Origin of the sequence: Dactylosporangium sp. NPDC048998 (genome assembly GCF_043197855.1) — a bacterium.
Lineage (GTDB): Bacteria > Actinomycetota > Actinomycetes > Mycobacteriales > Micromonosporaceae > Dactylosporangium.
Window position 1 is genome coordinate 218,591 of the sequence record NZ_JBICTV010000005.1, and the last position, 16,340, is coordinate 234,930.

The 16,340-nt window shown below is 74.8% G+C and carries 16 protein-coding genes and 1 pseudogene; 8 read left to right on the forward strand and 9 right to left on the reverse strand.

Going from position 1 to position 16,340, the window contains the following annotated elements:
- Positions 1-39 precede the first annotated feature (39 nt).
- The gene (locus ACGFI8_RS14710; RefSeq protein ID WP_392804446.1) at positions 40-819 is read right to left on the reverse strand and encodes an arylamine N-acetyltransferase; all 780 of its coding nucleotides are present in this window, start codon (positions 817-819) and stop codon (positions 40-42) included.
- Positions 820-1,059: 240 nt separating this feature from the next.
- Between ACGFI8_RS14710 and ACGFI8_RS14715 the strand changes: the two genes are divergently transcribed.
- Positions 1,060-1,863 (forward strand): class I SAM-dependent methyltransferase, encoded by an 804-nt coding sequence (locus tag ACGFI8_RS14715; RefSeq protein WP_392804448.1) that lies wholly within the window; start codon positions 1,060-1,062, stop codon positions 1,861-1,863.
- A 234-nt stretch (positions 1,864-2,097) separates the two neighbouring features.
- Here the strand turns inward: ACGFI8_RS14715 and ACGFI8_RS14720 are convergent.
- From ACGFI8_RS14720 to ACGFI8_RS14735, 4 genes and pseudogenes are all read right to left on the reverse strand, one after another.
- A pseudogene (locus ACGFI8_RS14720) lies at positions 2,098-3,231 on the reverse strand (glycosyltransferase 87 family protein); the annotation flags it as partial.
- Positions 3,207-3,848: a class I SAM-dependent methyltransferase gene (locus ACGFI8_RS14725; protein ID WP_392804450.1), complete on the reverse strand. Its 642-nt coding sequence runs from the start codon at positions 3,846-3,848 to the stop codon at positions 3,207-3,209. The pseudogene ACGFI8_RS14720 and the gene ACGFI8_RS14725, both read right to left, overlap by 25 nt.
- Positions 3,845-4,504 carry a DUF2064 domain-containing protein gene (locus tag ACGFI8_RS14730; RefSeq protein ID WP_392804453.1) on the reverse strand — a complete coding sequence of 220 codons (660 nt, stop codon included), beginning with the start codon at positions 4,502-4,504 and terminating at the stop codon, positions 3,845-3,847. Before ACGFI8_RS14730 ends, ACGFI8_RS14725 begins: the two co-directional genes overlap by 4 nt.
- Positions 4,505-4,533: 29 nt before the next feature.
- Positions 4,534-5,187 (reverse strand): glycosyltransferase family 2 protein, encoded by a 654-nt coding sequence (locus ACGFI8_RS14735; RefSeq protein ID WP_392804455.1) that lies wholly within the window; start codon positions 5,185-5,187, stop codon positions 4,534-4,536.
- Positions 5,188-5,300: 113 nt separating this feature from the next.
- Here ACGFI8_RS14735 and ACGFI8_RS14740 point away from each other — a divergent pair, with 113 nt between their 5' ends.
- Positions 5,301-6,341 (forward strand): NAD-dependent epimerase/dehydratase family protein, encoded by a 1,041-nt coding sequence (locus tag ACGFI8_RS14740; RefSeq protein WP_392804457.1) that lies wholly within the window; start codon positions 5,301-5,303, stop codon positions 6,339-6,341.
- 75 nt (positions 6,342-6,416) lie between these two features.
- Positions 6,417-7,271 (forward strand): NAD-dependent epimerase/dehydratase family protein, encoded by an 855-nt coding sequence (locus ACGFI8_RS14745; protein WP_392804459.1) that lies wholly within the window; start codon positions 6,417-6,419, stop codon positions 7,269-7,271.
- Between the two features lie 73 nt (positions 7,272-7,344).
- Here the strand turns inward: ACGFI8_RS14745 and ACGFI8_RS14750 are convergent, their stop codons facing one another.
- A complete protein-coding gene (locus ACGFI8_RS14750; RefSeq protein WP_392804461.1) occupies positions 7,345-7,740 on the reverse strand; it encodes a DUF2267 domain-containing protein in 396 nt (131 codons plus the stop codon).
- 163 nt (positions 7,741-7,903) lie between these two features.
- Here ACGFI8_RS14750 and ACGFI8_RS14755 point away from each other — a divergent pair, with 163 nt between their 5' ends.
- From ACGFI8_RS14755 to ACGFI8_RS14770, 4 genes are all read left to right on the forward strand, one after another.
- A complete protein-coding gene (locus ACGFI8_RS14755; protein WP_392804463.1) occupies positions 7,904-8,479 on the forward strand; it encodes an Hsp20/alpha crystallin family protein in 576 nt (191 codons plus the stop codon).
- 31 nt (positions 8,480-8,510) lie between these two features.
- Entirely contained in the window at positions 8,511-9,329 is an 819-nt protein-coding gene (locus tag ACGFI8_RS14760; RefSeq protein WP_392804464.1) for a DnaJ C-terminal domain-containing protein, read from the forward strand.
- 27 nt (positions 9,330-9,356) lie between these two features.
- Positions 9,357-9,932: an HdeD family acid-resistance protein gene (locus ACGFI8_RS14765; RefSeq protein WP_392804466.1), complete on the forward strand. Its 576-nt coding sequence runs from the start codon at positions 9,357-9,359 to the stop codon at positions 9,930-9,932.
- 339 nt (positions 9,933-10,271) lie between these two features.
- Positions 10,272-10,907, forward strand: a complete 636-nt coding sequence (locus tag ACGFI8_RS14770) for a hypothetical protein (RefSeq protein WP_392804468.1) — start codon at positions 10,272-10,274, stop codon at positions 10,905-10,907.
- Between the two features lie 162 nt (positions 10,908-11,069).
- On the opposite strand, the gene ACGFI8_RS14775 is transcribed toward ACGFI8_RS14770, so the two are convergent.
- Genes ACGFI8_RS14775 through ACGFI8_RS14785 form a run of 3 tightly spaced genes read right to left on the reverse strand, consistent with a single transcriptional unit; the run spans position 11,070 to position 14,965 of the window.
- Positions 11,070-12,299 carry a (Fe-S)-binding protein gene (locus ACGFI8_RS14775; protein ID WP_392804470.1) on the reverse strand — a complete coding sequence of 410 codons (1,230 nt, stop codon included), beginning with the start codon at positions 12,297-12,299 and terminating at the stop codon, positions 11,070-11,072.
- Positions 12,299-13,489, reverse strand: a complete 1,191-nt coding sequence (locus ACGFI8_RS14780) for an FAD-binding oxidoreductase (RefSeq protein WP_392804472.1) — start codon at positions 13,487-13,489, stop codon at positions 12,299-12,301. The genes ACGFI8_RS14775 and ACGFI8_RS14780 overlap by 1 nt, the downstream gene beginning before the upstream one ends.
- A gap of 18 nt (positions 13,490-13,507) precedes the next feature.
- Positions 13,508-14,965: an FAD-linked oxidase C-terminal domain-containing protein gene (locus ACGFI8_RS14785; RefSeq protein ID WP_392804474.1), complete on the reverse strand. Its 1,458-nt coding sequence runs from the start codon at positions 14,963-14,965 to the stop codon at positions 13,508-13,510.
- Positions 14,966-15,131: 166 nt separating this feature from the next.
- Between ACGFI8_RS14785 and ACGFI8_RS14790 the strand changes: the two genes are divergently transcribed.
- Entirely contained in the window at positions 15,132-16,340 is a 1,209-nt protein-coding gene (locus tag ACGFI8_RS14790) for an RNA-guided endonuclease InsQ/TnpB family protein (protein WP_392804477.1), read from the forward strand.

The window sequence follows — 16,340 nt, forward strand, 5'->3', positions numbered from 1 at the left end:
CGGCCTTTCCCGGCGGGCGGGCGTCAGCGTGTGAACCGCTCAGTCATCGCCGTACCCGTCCAGCATGGTGATCTCGGTGTCGCTCAGCCGCAGCCCGAAGTCGTCGCGCAACACCGCGCCCAGCCGGTCGCCGGGAATCCGGCGCTTGTGGTCCGGCCTGCCCGGCCGCTCCTCGCTGAGCTCATGGCCGACGAGGCTGCGTACGCTCGTCTCGTCCTTGCGCACCACGATGCCGCGGCGCACGAACGGCGAGGCAGGGTTCGTGCTGGTGTTGTAGTTGGCGACCTCGACGTCGACCGGGTACTGCGGCTCCTCCGTGAACGTCATCAGCGTCGTCCAGTCGCCGCCGCGCATCTCTTGCAGCCGCCACGCCCCGTCGGCGCCGGTCATGAGCCGCAAGTCCCACACGCCCTGCCGGTGCGGCTCGTTCTCGACGAGCGGGATCGGCTCGAGCAGACCGGATCCGAAGCCGACGTCGGCCAGCCAGACGCGGTCGCCCTCGGCGACCCGCAGCACCATGTGCGAGCGCGGACGCGGCTCGATCAGCGGGTCGCCCATGCGCGCCAGCAGCCGGTCGACCCGGAAGCCGAGCCGCTGCAGCACCGCGCTGAACAGCACGCCGTGCTCGTAGCAGTACCCGCCACGCCGCGCGACGACCAGCTTGCGCTGCACGCTGGGAAGGTCGACGGCGATGCCGCGACCGAGCGGGATGTCGAGGTTCTCGAAGGGGATTCGTGCGATGTGAGCACGATGCAGCGTGGCGAGCGTCGCCGTCGGCGGCGACCGGTCCGTCGTGGCCGATCCGGGCCAGGTACGCACCCATGTCGAGGTCGTCGATCTGCCAGGTCACGGTGTGCATCTTTCTGGTGCGGATCCGGTGCTCGAGCTGATGCCCGACTGGATGCGCAAGATCAGTGACGCCCTCCCGCTGACGTACGCGATCGAGTCGCTGCAATGGGCCTGGCTCGACCACGGTGACTCGATCGGCGTCGCCCTCACCGTGCTGGGCGGCACCGTCGTGGTCTGCGCCGCCGGCGCCGCCTGGCTGTTCCGCTGGGAATGGACCCGCTCGTCGACCGGACCGTGCAGGCCACCGCGTACGCCGCGGCGGCCTGCCGGGCGGCGGAGAGCCGCCGTCCGCACCCCCGGCTGTCGGACCCGTTCGCCGAGCTGTTCACGCCCGGCGGCGCCGACGCGCAGGTCGCTCGCCTCGCCGACGCCGGGGTGGACGAGGTTGTCGGCCGTACCGTCCTCATCGACCGGATGCTGGTCGCGGCGCTGGACCGGTGGCCCGGGGCGACGGTGGTGAACCTCGGCGCCGGCTTCTGCACGAGGCCCTACCGGATGCGGCTGTCCGGATGCCGCGAGCTGGTCGAGGCCGACGACCCGGCCGTCATCGAGCTCAAGGGCCGGACCCTGCACGGCCGGCGGCCCAGCTGTCCGATCCGCCGGGTCGGCCTCGACGTTCGCAACGAAACCGCGGTGACCGCCGTGCTGGACGACGCCGGACGATCGGGCGCGGTGATCGTGATCACCGAGGGCCTGCTGGTGTACCTGCCGACCGTGGCGGTCACCGCGCTGGCCGGCACGCTCGCGAGCCGGCCAGCAGTCGTGCACTGGCTCGCCGACATCGTCAGCGAGAGCTCCGCCGGTCAGATGCGGACCATCGCCCGGCGCGTGCCGGGCGGGCTAGCGCTCTTCGGGATCGACTCCCTCGCCCCGCTGGAGGAACCGGGCTGGCAAGTGGTGGGCTACCGGGCCCTGCCGGTGTCGCGACCACGGTACGGCCCAGCTCCCGGCACCTCCAGTCGCGCGCTGGTCGACGGCGTGGTCGCCCTGGAGAGGCGACTGGTCGAACGCTGAGCGCCGGTTGATCCTGAGCCGCGCCCGCAGCAGCAGCCCGGCGAGGATGACGGCCAGCGCCACGCCGTAGCCGATCCGCTGGGCGGCGCCGGTGGACAGGCCGAGCTCGCCGGCGAACTGGGCGAGGTATGCGGCCAGGGCCACGGCCAGCCACTCGGCGGGAGCGCCGTAGGTCACGAGCATGACGAGCAGCAGCGAGTACCACGGGTAGGCGGGCGCGGCGACCAGCAGCGTGACGGTCACCATCGCGGCCGCCGCGCGCCACGGGCGGTTCGGGTCGGCCCGGCGCCACACCAGCACCGCGGTCGCGGCCAGCACGACGGCGGCGGCGGGTGCGGTCAGCGGCCCGGGCGCGACCAGGCTCAGCAGGGCGAAGCGGCTGCCGTCGGCGTACCCCTCCTCGTGCAGGTATCCGGGCAGGTACCCCAGCACGGCGGGACCCACGGCCAGTACGTGCGGCAGGTAGACGACCGCGACCGCGCCCGCCGCGGACAGCGCCACGGCCAGCGGGCGGCGGCGCAGCAGCGCGGGGCCGAGCACGGCCGGGGTGAGCTTGGTGGCGACCGCCAGGCCCAGCACGGCGCCGCCGAGCGCCGCGCGTCCCCGGGTGCGGGCCGCCGCCAGGATCCACACCGCGGCCGCGGCCAGGCCCACCGCCACGACGTCGACGTGCGCGTTGTTGCCGGCCTCCAGCGCCACCAGCGGGCACCACGCCCACAGCACCGCGCGGCGCGGGTCGCGGCCCAGGGCGGCCAGGGCGGCCCACAGCAGGGCGCCGGTGGCGGCGGCGAACCCGGCCATCGCCAGCTGCATCGGGCGCTCCCGGGCCGCGCGCGGGGCCAGGGTCGCGACGCCGGCGAAGAGGGCCTCCGCCACCGGGGGATAGATGGTCGGTACGGCCGGGCGGTTGATCAGCGTGCAGGCGCCCGGCACGCACCAGCGGGCGCCCGGCGGCCAGAGCGAGTCGTCGCGCAGCGGGGCGAGCTGCGGGGCGACCGGCGGGTAGCGGTACGGGTCGACGCCGGCGAGCTGCACGCGGCCGTCCCACACGTACCGGTACACGTCGTCGCTGCTGTTCGGCGGGCGGGCGGCTGCGGCCAGCGGGAGGGCGATCGCGCCGAGCAGCACGAGGACCAGGGCGGCGCGGCGGCCGACCCGCGGGACCAGCCAGGCGCCGGCGGCGAACGGCACCCACGACGCCAGGTACCAGCGGCCGGGCAGCAGCAGCGCGCCGAGCACGGCGGCCAGGCACGCGGCGGCGGCCAGCAGCCGCGCGGGGCCGGGCAGCCTCACGCGGCCGGGCAGCCTCACGCGGCCGGGCAGCCTCACGCGGCCGGGCGGCCTCATGCGGTCAGGCGGACGAACCATCGGCCGGCCTCCGTCCAGGTTTCGGCGAGCCGCAGCGCGGCCCGCTCGGCGATCGCGGCGATGTCGTCGGCGGCGACGAACGCCCACGCGAACGGCGCGCTGGTGCGCCCGGGCCCGGCCAGGGCCACCGGGCCGCTCCAGCTGCCGGCGCCGGGCGGGTCGACCTCCACCAGCACCGCGCCGGCCGGCCCGACGAGCCGGCGGCACCGGCGCAGCAACCGGGCCGGGTCGCCGCCGATGCCGATGTTGCCGTCAGCGAGCAGCGCGCCGGTCCAGCCGCCCTCGCCGGGCAGCGGGCCGAACAGGTCCTGGCGCAGCACAGGGGCGCCGTGGCGGCGGGCGTAGCGGACCGCCTGCGGGCTGAGGTCCACGCCGAGCACGCGGCGCCCGCTCGCGGCCAGGGCGCCGATGAGGCGGCCCGGCCCGCAGCCGAGGTCGACGGTACCGTCGGGGCAGCGCGCCACGAGCCCCCGGTCGCCGGGGCGCAGCCCGGCGTGCCAGGCGTGCGGGTCCAGGGCGCGCACCGCGCCGCCCGGGCCGATCAGCCGCAGCCCGGCCGGCTCGCCGCGCTCCGCCCGGCGCAGGGCCGCCCCGAACACGGCGACGGGTGCGGTCATCGTTCGGCGTCCACTGTGGACGTCGAGGGGTCCATGGTGGACAGCGCCCGGGCGAACCGGCCGTCGGGCCGGGCCGCGGCGGCCGCGGTCGCGTCGGCGGCGGTGTCGACGTCGCGCAGCGTCGCCGCCGTCGCCACCCGCAGGCCGCGTCCCCGCAGCGCGGCGCGGGTGAGCGCGAAGGTCTGCGGGGTGGACATCGGCACGCCGGCGAGGACCTCGGCGGCGGCCGGGTCGCGCAGGCCCAGCGTCCACCAGCCGCCGTCCTCCGCCGGGCCGAGGACCGCGTCGCAGCCGGCCAGCGCGGCCCCCGCGGCGATCAGGTCACCGACGCTGAGCTGCGGGGTGTCCATGCCGACCAGCAGGGTGGCGACGCCGGGGCGGGCGGTGTCGGCATACGCGGCCGCGAGCCGCGGCCCGAGCCCGTCGCCGCGCTGCTCGCGCCGGCCCCAGCCGGCCGGGGCCGGCAGCGCGCCGTCGGCGACGAGCGTGCGGGCGACGGCGGGCGTCGCCGAGAGCACCTCGACGGTGTCGGCGATCGCGGCGGCCGCGAGCGCCGCCGCCTGCGCGGGTGTCCACGGTGGACAGAGCCGGGTCTTGACCCGCCCCGGCACGGGCGCCTTGGCCAGCAGCAGCAACTGGATCCTCGGAACGCTCACGCCGACACCTCCGCTTCGCTCCGGACCGCTCACGCCGACAGGACCCGGGCCATGTCGCGGACCGCGCGCAGCGTGCCGCGCACGGTGCCGGTCACCTTCGACCGGCCGCCGGTGGCCCGGGGCGCGTAGTCGACGTCGACCTCGCCGATGCGCCAGCCGGCCTCGGCGGCGCGGACCATCATCTCCAGCGGGTAGCCGAAGCGCCGGTCCGTGAGGCCGAGCGCCAGCAGCGCCTCGCGGCGGGCCGCCCGCATCGGGCCCAGGTCGTGCACGAGCATCCCGGTGGCGCGCCGCAGCCGCCACGCCACCAGCGCGTTGCCGGCCCTGCCGTGCAGCGGCCAGGCGCCGCGGGTCGTCGGCCGGCGCCGGCCCAGCAGCAGGTCGTGCGAGCCGGCCGCGACCGGCCCGGCGACCCGGGGCAGCTGCCGCGGGTCGAACGAGCCGTCGGCGTCCATGAAGCACACGACGTCGGCGGTGGCGGCGGTCAGGCCGGCGTGGGCGGCGGCGCCGAAGCCGCGCGGGGCGGCGTGCACGACCGTCGCGCCGAAGGCGGCGGCGATCGCCGCAGAGTCGTCCGTGGAGCCGTTGTCGGCCACGATCGCGCGGTATCCGGCCGGCATCCGGGACAGCACCCACGGCAGCGCGGCCGCCTCGTCGAGGCAGGGCAGTACGACATCAGGCACGGCCGGGACGCTACCCACGATCGCGGCCGAAGGATCTTACGAAGGGGTGACCGACCATTACGAACCGCGAACGTGCGCCCGCGCCGCGGCCCGGGCGCCCCTAGCGTGAGGACATGCGAATCCTCGTCACCGGCGGCGCCGGCTTCATCGGCGGGCACGTCGCCGCCGCCCTGCGCGGGGCCGGGCACGACGTCGTGGTCCTCGACGCGCTGCACCCGAAGGCGCACCGCGCGCCGGTCACCCCCGGCGACGGCGCGTTCGTGCGCGCCGACCTGCGCGACGCCGCCGCGGTCGCCGCCGCGCTCGCCGGCGTCGAGGTCGTGGTGCACCAGGCCGCGGTCGTGGGCATGGGCGTCGACCTGGCGGACCTGCCCGAGTACGCCGGGTGCAACGACCTCGGCACCGCCGTGCTGCTGGCCGAGATGGCCCGCGCGGGCGTCGGCCGGCTGGTGCTGGCCAGCTCGATGGTCGTCTACGGCGAGGGCGCGTACGCCTGCCCGCGGCACGGCCCGGCCGAGCCCCGCGACCGGGCCGCGGCCGACCTCGCGGCCGGCCGGTTCGAGGCACGCTGCCCGTCGTGCGCCGAGGTGCTCGAACCCGGCGAGGTCGGCGAGGACGCCCCGCTGCGGCCGCGCAGCGTCTACGCCGCGACGAAGGTGGCGCAGGAGCACCTCGCCTCGGCGTGGGCGGCCGCGTCCGGCGGCGCCGTGGTGGCCCTGCGCTACCACAACGTGTACGGCCCCGGCATGCCGCGCGACACGCCGTACAGCGGGGTCGCCGCGATCTTCCGCTCCGCGCTGGAGTCCGGCCGGCCGCCGCGCGTCTTCGAGGACGGCGCGCAGCGGCGGGACTTCGTGCACGTCGCCGACGTGGCCGGGGCCAACGTGGCCGCCGTGGGTGCGACCCTGGGCGGGGCGGGCTTCCGGGCGTACAACATCGGCTCCGGAAGGCCGACGACGGTCGGTGCGATGGCCACGGCCCTGGCGGCGGCGATGGCCGGCCCCGAGCCCGTCGTGACGGGCGAGTTCCGGGCGGGCGACGTGCGTCACGTGGTCGCGTCGCCGGCGCGGGCCCGGCGCGAGCTGGGTTTCGCCGCCGCGATCGGCCCCGACGAGGGGATGCGCGAGTTCGCCACCGCCCCGTTGCGGGGCTGAGCGCGGATTATTCCGCCCGGCGGGGAGGCGTAACCCACGTCCCGCGCGGGGCTCCACCGATCTAGCGTCGGGGCCATGAGGATCGTGTTGACCGGCGGGACCGGGTACATCGGCTCCGCCGCGCTGGGGCAGTTCATTGCCGGCGGCCACGCCGTCACCGCGCTCGTGCGCGGCGAGGAGGCGGCCCAGAAGGTACGCAAGGCCGGCGCCGAGGCGGCGGTCGGGGATCTGCTCGACACCGCGTGGACCGCGGACCGGTTCGCCGAGGGTGACGCCGTCGTGCACCTCGCCGCCACCGGCGACGGCGAGCCCGCGCGCTTCGACCGGGCCGTCGTGGCCGCGGCCGTGCGGGCGCTGGGCGGCACCGGGAAGCCGTACGTGCACACCAGCGGGATCTGGCTCTGGGGCGACAACGCCGACATCACCGAGGAGTCCCCGCTGGCGCCGCCCGCGCTGACCGCTTGGCGGGTCGAGGTCGAGCGGTCGGTGCTCGACGCCGACCTGGCGGCCACGATCGTCGCCCCCGGCATCGTCTTCGGCCACGGCGGCGGGATCCCCGCCGGGGTGCTCGCGGCGGCCCGCGACGAGGACGGGCGCGTCCGGCTCGTCGGCGACGGCTCGCAGCACTGGACGACCGTGCACGTCGACGACGTCGCCGCGCTCTACCGGCTTGTCGTCGAGCGGGGGGAGCGGCTCGGCCGCCTCATCGCCGCCTCGGGCGTCAGCCCGACCGTCCGCGAGATCGCCGAGGCCGCCTCGGGCGGCGCGGGCGTCGCCCCGGAGACCGCCGAGGCGTCCCGGGCGCGCCTGGGTGCGCCGTTCGCCGACGCGCTGCTGCTGGATCAGCGGGCCACGGGCGCCAAGGCCAGGTCGCTGGGCTGGGCCACGTCCGGACCGGCGCTCGTCGAGGAGCTGCGCGCCGGACGGTAACGCTCTCACCTGGGTCGGGGAGCGCGGCGGGGGCCGCGCTCCGTCGCATTGTTTCCGGCGGTCGTACCGCCGATCAGACCGGCAGCAGCGACGAGTCCGCCTCGGTCAGCACCAGCACGTCGCTGGTCAGCGGCTGGTAGACGCGGCGCAGCAGGGCCGGGTCGCAGGTTCCCGCCACGGCGGCGAACACGGCCCGGGCCAGGCGCTCGGCGTCGGCCGGCGCGACCGACGCCCGGGCCGCGACGTCGGCCAGGAAGTCGAGGTGTACCTCCTGGTCGTACAGGTGCTGGTAGCCCCACAGCGGCTCGGCCAGCGTCGGCGGGAGCTCCGCCGCCAGCTGGTGCACCCAGCCGTCGGGCAGCCGGTTGGCCAGGGCGTGCAGCACGCCGCGCAGGGCTCGGCGGGCGCTTTCGGGGTCGCTGATGCCGGTCTTTTCGCGTACCTCCGCGATGAACACGTCTTCGTACATGCGCCGAACGCTGCCGGGCGAGCAGGTGAGCGGCCATCACTCGCCGGGGACGGCGCTGGCGGGGGAGCGGTGTCGGGTCATCCGTCGCGGGTGGGACCGCCTCACCCGCTCCTCGCCCAGCATGGCGGGGTACGTGCAGCCCGCACTTTTGGGAGGCGTCACCATGACACTGCTGGTCACCCGTCCCCGCCGGTCGCTTGCCATGTATCCGGCGCTGGGCATGCCCGTGACGAGCGGCGCGCCCGTCGACGTCGAGGAGACCGGCGACGCGTTCCGGGTCGAGCTGGACCTGCCGGGAGTCGCGCCCGACGACATGGAGATCGAGCTGCGCGACAACGAGATCCGGGTCTTCGGCACGTTCGGCGAGCGCCACCGCGAGGGGACGCTGCGCCACCACGCGCGCAGGACCGGTGAGTTCGAGTACATCGTCGCCCTGCCCGGCGACGTGGACCCCGAGGGCGTCCAGGCGGACCTGGACGCGGGCGTGCTCACGATCGTGGCGCCCAAGGCGCACGTGCAGCAGGCGCGGCGGATCGAGGTACATCGCAAGCAGCAGATCGTGGACTCCTCCGTGGTACCGCAGGAGCCGTCCACGCAGCACCTGAAATCGCCGGACAATCCGGCCGCGCATGCCAAGCAGATGAAGGAGCGCCAGAAACGGCCCGGCCCGGCGAGCCAGCACGCCGGCTTGTCGGGCACCGGCAGCACCGGCCAGGTCGGCCGCAGCTCGATGGGTTGAGGCGGGCCACAGGGACCCAGGACGGGCCGTCATGGCGGTCGACTTCCGCGACCCGTACGAGGTGCTCGGCGTCGCGCGGGGCGCGGGGCAGGACGAGGTCCAGCGCGCGTACCGGCGCCTGGCCCGCCGCTACCATCCCGACGTCAGCTCCGAGCCGGCCGCGGAGGAGCGGTTCAAGGAGATCACCGCGGCGTACGGCGTGCTGGCCGACCCGAAACGGCGGCGCGAGTACGACGCGGGGCGGCGCGGCCGGCAGCAGCAGTACCGCGGCGGCATCGACGTCGACCTGTCCAGCGGGCTGTTCCGCGGGGCGCGCGGCACCGACACCCGGGGCGAGCTCACGATCGGCGTGGAGACCGCCTACACCGGCGGCCGGCGGCGCGTCACGCTGCCGGGCCCGGCGGGACGGCCCCGGCAGTACGACGTGAACGTCCCGGCCGGCATGATCGACGGCGAGCGGCTGCGGCTGCCCGGCCAGGGCGCGCCCGGCACGCGGGGAGGCCCCCCGGGGGATCTGCTCCTGGTCGTACACCTGGCGCCGCACCCGAGATTCAAGGTCTCCGGTCGCAACGTGATGGTCGAGGTGCCGCTCAGCCCGTGGGAGGCGGCCCTCGGCGCGGTCGTCCCGGTCGGCACACCCGGCGGGGAACTGCACCTGGACGTGCCGGCGGGCTCGTCCTCGGGCCGGCGCCTGCGCCTGCGCGGCCAGGGCCTGCCCAACCCGCGCGGCCCGGCCGGTGACCTGTTCGCGGAGATTCGCATCGTGGTGCCGGAGCGGCTCACCCCCGGCGAGCACGCGCTGTACAGCTCGCTCGCCCGAGAGTCGCCCTTCGACGCCCGGCTCATCTAGACACAACGCAGGAAGGCAGGGGATCACATGCTGAAAAGGGAAGCTTGGCTGCTGGGTATCCGCGGTGTGCTCGCGATACTGTTCGGCATCATCGCGGTGATCTGGCCCGGAGTGACGGTGATCGCGCTGGCGTTGGTGTTCGGCATCTTCGCCATCGTCACCGGGGTCGAGCAGCTCGTCCACGCGATCCGCCCGTCGCCCGGGCCGTCGAACGTGGTCACCGGTTTCGCCGACGGCACTGGGCCGAGGGTGGCCCGCGGCGTGGCCGGGGTCGTCGGCCTCGTGCTCGGCATCCTGGCCATCGTGTGGCCCGGGATCACGGCCATCGTGCTGGCCATCATGGTCGGCGTGTGGGCGGTCGTGACGGGCCTGGCCGACCTCTGGCTGGCGACCCGCCAGCACGGGGGCTGGTCGATGGCGGTCATCGGCGCGCTCGCGATCGTGGCCGGGCTGTTCATCATGGTCCGACCCGCCGCCGGGGCGCTGGCCATCGCCTGGGCCATCGGCATATACGCGATCATCAGCGGCGTGCTGCTGCTCGTCGCCGCGTACCAGCTGACGCACCAGGGGACCGGGCGGGGCCGGATGGCGGCGGCGCACTGAACGACGCCGCCTCGGCACAGTCGGTTCGTCATGATCACGGAGCGGACACGTACAAGGAGCAGCACGTTGCAGCACGTTCGCTCCGTGATCATGGAAACCGCCTCGGCCTCGCGGCGCGGGTTCAGCGCTCCTCGACGAGGCGCTCACCCGGCTCCGCCGCGCCGCCGAGGATCTCCCGGGTCAGCCGGGACACCGCGAGCTCGACCAGGCTTGCGCTGGCCAGCTCCCCGGTCTCCTCCATCGGCACAGTGTCGCAGACCCCCTGAACGGACCGGAGTCCGTGTGGAGGCCGGGGAAGTGGGGCGGAAAACGTCGTACCCGCGTTGTAGCCTGCACGTCATGACGCAGCCACCGTATGGAACCCCCAATCCGTATGGGCAGCAGGATCCGTATGGGCAGCCGTCGCCGTATGGGCAGCCGGTGCCCTACCCGCAGTCCGACCCGTACGGCCAGCCCGCGCTGCCGCCGCCGATGTCCAGCCCGCCTGCGTCCGGCCAGCCGTATTCGACGGCCTACCAGATGCCCCCGGTCTCGGGTGCCCCGACGTCGGGCGGCTTCGACCCCTACGGCCAGGCCGCCTACGCCCAGCCCGGTTATGCCCAGCCCGGTTATGCTCAGCCCGGTTATGCCCAGCCCGTGGGCTATCCGGTCGCCGTGGCCGCCTACGACCCGCTGACCGGCCAGCCGTATTCCGACAAGAGCAAGCTCGTCGCGGGCCTGCTGCAGCTGCTGCCCGCCCTGTTCCTCGCCATCGGCGGCATCGGCCGGCTCTACGCGGGCAACATTGCGCTCGGCGTGACCCAGCTGATCCTGAGCTTCGTCGTGGGCTGGGTCTCCTTCGTCTGCGCCTTCCTCCTGTTCGGCCTGCCGTTCATCATCACCGGCGGCCTGTGGCTGTGGTTCGTCATCGACGGCATCATGATGCTCGCCGGCCGCCCGGTCGACGGCCAGGGCCGCCCGCTGCGCCCCAACTGACCCACGCGCGCCGGTCTTCCCGCGTTCAACGGCCCCGGCGGCGGTGCGGCAGCATCTCCGACGGGCCGAAGAACCAGTGCCCGGCCGCGCAGCGCACGCGCCCCCGCTCCGCCGCGCTCACAACCGTCACCGACCCGGCGCCTGGCTCTGGACCGGCCCCACCTAACCCAGCGTCTCCGGGCGGACGCCGCGGATCGATGCGTCGAGGACCTGGGCGGTGTGGGCCAGGCGCAGCGGGGCGCCCACGCGGGAGGCCGCGGCCGCGATCTGCATCAGGCAGCCGGGGTTGGCCGTCACCAGGAGGGACGCGCCCGTGGACAGGACGTCGCGGGCCTTGCGGTCGCCCAGTTCAGCGGCGGGGCCGGGGTTGAGGATGTTCCAGATGCCGGCCGAGCCGCAGCAGATCTCCGGGTCGGGGATCTCCCGCAGGTCCAAGCCCGGCACGGCGCGCAGCAGGGCGCGGGGCTGGGCGCGCACGCCCTGGGCGTGCCCGAGGTGGCACGCGTCGTGGTAGGCGGCCGTCACGGGGACCGGGTGGCGCGGGGCGACCGGGGCCAGCTCGACCAGGAACTCCGACAGGTCGCGCACCTTCGGGGCCAGGGCGGCGGCGCGTGGGTCGTCGGGGAGCAGTTCGGCGATCTCCTTGAGCGCCGAGCCGCAGCCGGCGGCGTTGACGACCAGCGCGTCAACGCCGGTGAACGCGTCGAGGATCGCCGAGGCGAAGCGGGCGGCCTCGTCGCGGCGGCCGCTGTGCAGGCTCAGCGCGCCGCAGCAGCCCTGCGCCGGCGGGATGACCACGTCGCAGCCCTCGGCGGCCAGGACGCGCGCGGTCGCGGCGTTGACCGACGGGAAGAAGGCGTGCTGGACGCAGCCGGTGAGCATGCCGACGCGCGCGCGGCGCGGGCCCAGCGCGTGCACGAGCGGCGGCAGCGGGACCGCGCGGCGCAGCGGCGGGGCCAGGTCGACGAGCGTGCGCAGGGTCGCCGGCAGGCGCCGTCGCAAGGGCATTCCGAGCATCCGGTACCCCACGAGCGGCGCCTTGGCGACCCGCAGCCGGCGGTGGTACGGGAAGAGCGCGAAGACGGCCGCCCGCAGCGCCCGGCCCGACGGCGGGCGGACCTCCTCGACCATCGCGCGGGTCTCGGTGATGAGCTTGTCGTACCGCACCCCGGACGGGCACGCGGTCACGCACGCCATGCAGCCCAGGCACGCGTCGAAGTGGCCGGCCATGGTTGCGGTGAGCGGCTCGCCCTGGCTCTCCTGCAGCATGAGCTGGATGCGCCCGCGAGGGGAGTCCATCTCCTCGCCCCACAGCACGTACGTCGGGCAGGTGGGCAGGCAGAAGCCGCAGTGCACGCAGTCGTTGATGAGCTCGGAGCGGTCCGCGGTCATCAGATGCCCCCGACGAAGCGGCCCGGTGCGAGCGTGCCCGCGGGGTCGAACTGGTCCTTGACCCGGCGCATGAGGTCCAGGCCGTCGACGTGGCCCCAGATGTCGATGCGGGAGCGGACCGCGGCCGGGGCGGTCAGCACCACGCAGTGCCCGGCGCCGGCCCGGGTCGCCGCGCGCAGGTCGCTGACGACGCCGGCCACCACGCCAGGGTCGGTGCCGGCGGGCAGGCCGGCGTAGAGCACGCCGGTGCCGGCCGAGCCGCGCACCCGCAGCGGCACGTCGTGCAGCTGCGCGGTCACGCCGGCGGCGGTGAGCAGGTACGACACTCTCGAAAGGGCGCAGGTCAGCTTGATGCCGACATCGCCGGGCGACCACGGGTACGCGCCCCAGCCCGGCGGCGGCGTCTCGCTCTGCACGGCATCGTCGCCGAGCAGCTTCTCCAGGTCGGCGGCGCGCCGCTCGACGCCGGCGGGGACGCCCTCGACCAGGGCGGCGACGGTGAGCCGGCCGGCGTCGGCCATGTCGAGCTCGAGGGCGCTGGGCACGACCTGCGAGCCGAGGACCGCGGCCACGGCCCGGCTGGCCTCGTCGGGGCCGCCGGCGGGCGCCGACACGAAGCGGGCGGCGGCGGGCAGAGGATGCAGCCGGAACGCGCACTCGGTGATCACGCCCAGGGTGCCGTACGAGCCGGCGACGAGCTTGCCCAGGTCGTACCCGGCGACGTTCTTCACCACCTTGCCGCCGGCCCGGGCCACCAGCCCGTCGGCGCGCACCACGGTCACGCCGATGAGCAGGTCGCGGACGGTGCCGTAGAGCATCCGGCGCGGGCCGGACGCGTTGACCGCGACGGTGCCGCCGACGGTCGCGCCCGGCAGCGGCTCGTCCAGCGCGAGCTGCTGGCCCGCCGGGCGCAGCGCCTCCTGCACCTCGCGCAGCGGCGTGCCGGCCCGCACCACCGCGACGAGGTCGCCGGCGGCGTGCTCGACGAGGCCGCACACCCCGCCCATCTCCAGGATCAGGTCGAGTCGCTGCGGCGGCAGCGCCCAGTCCTGCCGGGTACCCGTGCCGCGGGCGACCAGGGCCAGCCCGTCCCGCGCCGCGCCGCGCACCACCTCGGCGACCTCCGCGGTCGACGCGGGCGAGGCCACCGCCGCGGCGGGCACCCCGGCGATCTCAGCGCGCACCGTCACCGTGTGACCACCTCACCCTCAGAACACCTCCGCCACGCCGGACTCGTGCAGGGGATGGACGCCCTTGCGCCGGCCGGGCACCTCGCCGCACAGCCGCGGGGTCGGGAACACCTTGCCGGGGTTGGCCAGGCCGCGCGGGTCGAACGCGCACCGGACCAGCTGCATCGTGTCGAGGTCGGCCGGGGAGTACATCCGCGGAAGGTGTTTGGCCTTGTCGACCCCGACCCCGTGCTCCCCGGTGATGGAGCCGCCGTGCTCGACGCAGATGTCGAGGATCGCCCCGGACACCGTCTCGGCCCGCTCGGCCTGCCCCGCGACCGACTCGTCGAACAGCACCAGCGGGTGCAGGTTGCCGTCGCCGGCGTGGAAGACGTTGGCGACCCGCACCCCGTGCTCGCGGGCCAGCTCGCCGATGCGCGTGAGGACCCGCGGCAGCGCGGTGCGGGGGATGACCCCGTCCTGCACGATGTAGTCGGGGGAGATGCGCCCGACCGCGGCGAACGCGGACTTGCGCCCCTTCCAGAACAGCGCCCGCTCGGCGTCGTCGGCGGCGATGCGGATCTCGAACGCGCCGTGCGCGCGGCAGAACTCCTCGACCGCGGCGAACTGCGCGTCGACCTCCGCGGCCGGACCGTCGAGCTCGACGATGAGCACCGCGCCGGCCCCGCCCGGGTAGCCGCAGTGCACGGCGGCCTCGGCCGCCTCGATCGCCAGGGCGTCCATCATCTCCACGGCGGCGGGCACCACGCCGGCGGCGATGATCGCCGAGGTCGCGGCGCCGGCCTCGTCGGTGCCGGCGAACGCGGCGAGCAGGGTGCGCACGGTCTCGGGCAGGCGCACCAGGCGTACCGTGACCTCGGTCGCGATGCCGAGGGTGCCCTCGGAGCCGACGAACGCGCCGAGCAGGTCGTAGCCGGGCGCGTCGGGCGCCCGCCCGCCGAGGCGGACCAGGTCGCCGTCCGGGGTCACGATCTGCAGGCCGGTGACGTGGTTGACCGTGAAGCCGTACTTCAGGCAGTGCGCCCCGCCCGAGTTCTCCGCGACGTTGCCGCCGATCGAGCAGATCTGCTGGCTGGACGGGTCGGGCGCGTAGTAGTACCCGTGCGGGCCGGCCGCCCGGCTGACCTGCAGGTTGATGACTCCGGGCTCGAGGACGGCCCGCTCGTCCTGCGGCGCCATCTCGCGGATCGCGCGCAGCTGCGAGGTGACGATGAGCGCCCCGTCGGCGTGCGGCAGCGCGCCGCCGGACAGCCCGGTGCCGGAGCCGCGGGCGACGAACGGCACCGCGGTGGCGACGCAGGCGCGGACCACGGCCGCGCACTCCTCGGCGGTGCGGGGCAGCAGCACGATGCCCGGCACGACCCGGTAGTGGGTCAGCCCGTCGCACTCATACGTGCGCAGCCGCTGCCGGTCCGTGATGATCTGCTCCGGGAGCAGCACCTCACGCACCGCCCCGGCGAGCGCATCTACGGTCATCTGATTCCTTCCGTGGATACCCCGGCCTACAGGCCAGGGAGGAAGCCGGGGAGGAAACGGACCCCTGCGCAGCAGGACAGGGATAGCCGATCCGCCGCCAGGGCGGATCGGTGTCTGCCCGCGTGTCACCGCAAGGGTTCCCGGTCAGCATGCTAGTTATGGGGACATGGCCAGGACCGTGAAGCGGGCGTTCAAATACCGCTGCTACCCGACCGACGCGCAAGCCGCCGAGTTGACTCGTACGTTCGGCTGTGTCCGGAAGGTTTACAACCTGGCTCTCGCAGCCCGCACCGAGGCGTGGACCCAACGCCAGGAACGGATCAACTACAACGCCACCTCGGCCATGCTGACCGCGTGGAAGAAGACCGGCGAGCTGGCGTTCCTCAACGACGTCTCGTCGGTCCCGCTCCAGCAGGCACTGCGGCACCTGCAAGTGGCGTTCACGAACTTCTTCGCCAAACGTGCCCGCTACCCGAGCTTCAAGACCAAGAAGAGGTCTCGGAAGTCGGCGGAGTACACCACCAGCGCGTTTCGCTACCGCGACGGCAAGCTCACCCTGGCGAAGATGGCCGAGCCGCTGCACATCGTGTGGTCCCGGCCCCTGCCTGAGGGCGCGCAACCGTCGACGGTGACCGTCAGCCAGGACGCGGCCGGGCGCTGGTTCGTGTCGCTGCTGTGCCAAGAGGTGATCGCGGCCGTTGCCGCACCGAACGCGGCCGTCGGCATTGATGCCGGCCTCGACAACCTCCTCACCCTCTCCACCGGGGAGAAGATCAGCAACCCGCGGCACGAACGCCGCGACCGCGCCCGGCTGGCCCGCGCCCAGCGGAAGTTGTCCCGCAGGGAGCAAGGCTCCGCGAACCGGGCCAGGGCCCGGCGCAGGGTGGCCCGGATTCATGCCCGGATTGCGGATCGGCGCCGTGACCACCTGCACAAGCTGAGCACTCGGCTCGTTCGTGAGAACCAAACGATCGTGATTGAGGACCTGGCCGTGCGCAACATGGTCAAGAACCGCCCGCTGGCCCGCGCCGTCTCGGATGCGGCGTGGCGGCAGTTCCGCACCATGCTGGAGTACAAGGCGGAATGGTACGGCCGTGAGGTGATCGCGGTCGACCGCTGGTTCCCATCCTCCAAGCTGTGCTCGGCCTGCGGCGCGATGGCCGAGCAGATGCCGCTGCACGTGCGGACCTGGACGTGCCGGTGCGGCACCGTCCACGACCGTGACGTCAACGCGGCTCGCAACCTGTTGGCCGCCGGGCTGGCGGTGTCTGCCTGTGGAGCTGGTGTAAGACCTCAACGGGACTCCTCCCGGACAAGGCGACCGGCAGTGAAGCAGGAAAACCCAAGGGCGACCGCGGGGATCCCCGTCCTTTAG

Coding starts and splice junctions, on each gene's coding strand:
- ACGFI8_RS14715 (WP_392804448.1), top strand. CDS start 1,060: ATGGACCCGCTCGTCGACCGGACCGTGCAGGCCACCGCGTACGCCGCG.
- ACGFI8_RS14725 (WP_392804450.1), bottom strand. CDS start 3,848: ATGACCGCACCCGTCGCCGTGTTCGGGGCGGCCCTGCGCCGGGCGGAG.
- ACGFI8_RS14740 (WP_392804457.1), top strand. CDS start 5,301: ATGCGAATCCTCGTCACCGGCGGCGCCGGCTTCATCGGCGGGCACGTC.
- ACGFI8_RS14745 (WP_392804459.1), top strand. CDS start 6,417: ATGAGGATCGTGTTGACCGGCGGGACCGGGTACATCGGCTCCGCCGCG.
- ACGFI8_RS14750 (WP_392804461.1), bottom strand. CDS start 7,740: ATGTACGAAGACGTGTTCATCGCGGAGGTACGCGAAAAGACCGGCATC.
- ACGFI8_RS14755 (WP_392804463.1), top strand. CDS start 7,904: ATGACACTGCTGGTCACCCGTCCCCGCCGGTCGCTTGCCATGTATCCG.
- ACGFI8_RS14760 (WP_392804464.1), top strand. CDS start 8,511: ATGGCGGTCGACTTCCGCGACCCGTACGAGGTGCTCGGCGTCGCGCGG.
- ACGFI8_RS14765 (WP_392804466.1), top strand. CDS start 9,357: ATGCTGAAAAGGGAAGCTTGGCTGCTGGGTATCCGCGGTGTGCTCGCG.
- ACGFI8_RS14770 (WP_392804468.1), top strand. CDS start 10,272: ATGACGCAGCCACCGTATGGAACCCCCAATCCGTATGGGCAGCAGGAT.
- ACGFI8_RS14775 (WP_392804470.1), bottom strand. CDS start 12,299: ATGACCGCGGACCGCTCCGAGCTCATCAACGACTGCGTGCACTGCGGC.
- ACGFI8_RS14785 (WP_392804474.1), bottom strand. CDS start 14,965: ATGACCGTAGATGCGCTCGCCGGGGCGGTGCGTGAGGTGCTGCTCCCG.
- ACGFI8_RS14790 (WP_392804477.1), top strand. CDS start 15,132: ATGGCCAGGACCGTGAAGCGGGCGTTCAAATACCGCTGCTACCCGACC.